3 protein-coding genes are annotated in these 2,962 nt (G+C 73.1%); all 3 read right to left on the bottom strand.

Features of this window, described 5'->3' with window-relative positions; translation table 11 throughout:
• Positions 1-344: 344 nt before the first annotated feature.
• Genes dapB through ACI79K_RS21055 form a run of 3 tightly spaced genes read right to left on the bottom strand, consistent with a single transcriptional unit; the run spans position 345 to position 2,796 of the window.
• Positions 345-1,142 carry a 4-hydroxy-tetrahydrodipicolinate reductase gene (dapB, locus tag ACI79K_RS21065; protein WP_456600679.1) on the bottom strand — a complete coding sequence of 266 codons (798 nt, stop codon included), beginning with the start codon at positions 1,140-1,142 and terminating at the stop codon, positions 345-347.
• A gap of 48 nt (positions 1,143-1,190) precedes the next feature.
• The gene (locus ACI79K_RS21060; RefSeq protein ID WP_456600678.1) at positions 1,191-1,538 is read right to left on the bottom strand and encodes a VanZ family protein; all 348 of its coding nucleotides are present in this window, start codon (positions 1,536-1,538) and stop codon (positions 1,191-1,193) included.
• Position 1,539: 1 nt separating this feature from the next.
• Complete coding sequence (locus tag ACI79K_RS21055; protein WP_456591308.1) at positions 1,540-2,796, bottom strand: M16 family metallopeptidase; 1,257 nt, start codon at positions 2,794-2,796, stop codon at positions 1,540-1,542.
• Positions 2,797-2,962 lie beyond the last annotated feature (166 nt).

Here is a 2,962-nt window from a genome sequence, read left to right as displayed (position 1 = left end):
TCCCAGCCCCAACCACACAGTGGCCAGGGCACGGGGTATTACTTGGCACTGACTTTCGGCACGCTGTTGAGTTCTCAAGGAGCGGACGCGCAAGAACTAGACCCTCGCGGGCTTCGTCCCTGGCTGGATGTCCAACTCTACGCCGGTTTCCAGTGACCCGCTACCCGGGCCCCGGTCCGGCGGCCCTTCCGGGCCGCGCGGCGCATGGAGAACCATACACGACTTCTCCGGCCGGTGCGCAAGCCCGGGTCCCGTGACGCGCGCCACCCCTCGGTGACGTGCTGGAACGGCCCCGCGTCGGGGCCCCTCCCGAGCTCGCGAGGGAAGGGGGACGCGGGGTCCTTTCAGAGCCCCAGGAAGCTCTCGATGCCCACCGTCAGGCCGGGGCGCCGGCCGATCTCCCGGACTGCGAGCAGCACACCTGGCATGAACGAGGCGCGGTCGTACGAGTCGTGCCGCAGGGTCAGGGACTCCCCCGCCGCCCCGAACAGCACCTCCTGGTGCGCCACCAGCCCGGCGAGCCGGACCGCGTGAACGTGCACCCCCTCGACATCGGTGCCGCGCGCACCCGGGAGCTCGTCGGTCGTCGCATCGGGGACGGGGGCCATCCCGGCCGCCCGGCGGGCCGACGCCACCAGACGGGCGGTGCGCAGCGCCGTCCCCGAGGGGGCGTCCACCTTGTTGGGGTGGTGCAGCTCGACGACCTCGACGGACGGGAAGAAGCGGGCCGCCTCCTGGGCGAAGCGCATGAGCAGGACCGCCCCGATGCCGAAGTTGGGCGCGATGACGACGCCCACCTCCGGCTTCGGCTCCAGCCACTCGGCCACGGTGGCCAGACGGGCCTCGTCGAAGCCGGTCGTCCCCACGACACAGTGGATGTTGTTGTCGATGCAGAACCGGATGTTGTCCATGACCACGTCGGGGCGGGTGAAGTCGACGACGACCTGCGCTCCGGCGTCGGCCACGTTGAACAGCCAGTCGCCGTCGTCGACCATCGCCACCAGCTCGAGGTCGTCGGCCTGGTTCACCGCCTTGACCACCTCGGTGCCCATCCGGCCGCGGGCGCCGAGCACCCCCACCGGGATGAGCGGGGACCCCGCATCGGTCGAGGTGGGCTGCTGGCCGGTCGGGCTCGTCGTCACGCGGCCAGGTTTCCCGGCCCGGCGTCCCGATGCAAGACAGGGTCCGGATCAGCGTGCCCGGCGTTCCCGCCAGTGCCAGACCAGGAGCCCGACGGCGACGCCGGCGACATCGGCGGCGCCGTCCGCCACCGAGGCGGAACGGCCCAGCGGGGCGAGCCCCTGGACCAGCTCACTGAGGACGGCGTAGGCGACGAGCCCCGCGGCCAGCCGCGGCGTCCGCACCCCGGCCCACCGGCCCGTGGCCGCGAGCACGGCGAAGAGCGCCAGGTGCACCGCCTTGTCCGTCCCGGGCGGTGCGGTGGGCACGCCCGAGGAGGGCAGGAAGAAGATCACCAGGGACGCCGCCAGCACCAGGCCGAACGCCACCTGGGGCAGTGCCTGCCGTCCGTCGCGCACGTCAGAGCCGGTCGAGGTCGGACTCACGGTAGGGGCCGACCACGGCCAGGCAGGTCTCCCGGCCGAACAGCTCGGCCGCCACCGAGCGGACCTGCCCCTCGTCGACCGCCTCGATGCGGGCCAGCACGTCCCGGACCGGGACGTACTCGCCGTAGGAGAGCTCGCTCTTGCCGAGCCGGCTCATCCGGGAGCCGGTGTCCTCGAGCCCGAGCACCAACCCACCCTTGAGCTGACCCCGGGCCCGGGCGACCTCGTCGGCGGTGAGCCCGTCGACCGCCACCCGGCCGAGCTCCTCGCGGATCAGCCGCAGCACCTCGGGCACCCGCTTCTTCGAGCAGCCGGCGTAGACGGAGAACGCGCCCGCACCGGCGTAGTGGGTGAGCGCCGAACCGACGCTGTACACCAGGCCCCGCTTCTCGCGGATCTCCTGGAACAACCGCGAGCTCATGCCACCCCCGACGGCGGCGTCGAGGACTGCGGCCACGTAACGGCGCTCGTCCTGCCGGCCCATGGCGGGCGTGCCGAGCAACAGGTGCGTCTGCTCGGTCCGGCGGGAGATCAGTCCGGTGGGCCGCGCCGGCCGCTCGAGGACGAGGTCCCCGGTGCGCAGCGGCGCCGGGCGGCCGGCGCCGGAGAGCCGGTCGCCGAAGGCCTTCGCCACGAGGTCGAGCACCTGCTGGTGCTCCACCCGCCCGGCCGCGGTCACGACGATCGAGGGCACGGCGTAGCGGGACCGGTACCAGCCGTCGACGTCGTCCCGCGTGAGCCCCTCGATCGACTCGACGGTGCCGAGCACCGAGCGGCCCAGGGAGGTGTCGCCGTACAGGACCTCGGCGAACAGGTCGTGCACCGCGTCGGAGGGCTCGTCGTCGCGCATGGCGATCTCCTCGAGCACCACCGTCCGCTCCGACTCCAGGTCCGCGGCGGTGTTGGTGGCGTCGGTGACCAGGTCGGCCAGCAACGTCACCGCGAGCGGCAGGTCGCTGGCGAGCACGTTCGCGTAGTAGCAGGTGTGCTCCTTCGCGGTGAACGCGTTCATCTCACCGCCGACCGCGTCCATGGCCGTCGCGATCTCCAGCGCGCCGCGCGACGTCGTCCCCTTGAACAGCAGGTGCTCCAGGAAGTGCGACGAGCCGGCGACGGCCGGCGTCTCGTCCCGCGACCCGACGCCCACCCAGATGCCGAGCGTCGCCGACAGCACGCCCGGCATGCTCTCGGTGAGCACCCGCAGGCCCCCCGGGAGCTCGGTGCGTTCCACCCGGCCGCCGACCTCGTCGAGGTCGAGCAGCGCGGTCGTCCCTACGGGAACCGGGGGGGGGGGGGCTGGCCCCCCCCCCGCCCCCGAACAGTAATTAGGCGTGAATTATCCCCCCCGGGGGCGGGGTGCCGGGCCACCGGCCGGCGGGGTTGCCCCTCATGGCGGG

It is taken from the genome of Blastococcus sp. SYSU DS0616 (genome assembly GCF_054051015.1).
This window is presented reverse-complemented; position numbering and strand designations above follow the sequence as displayed.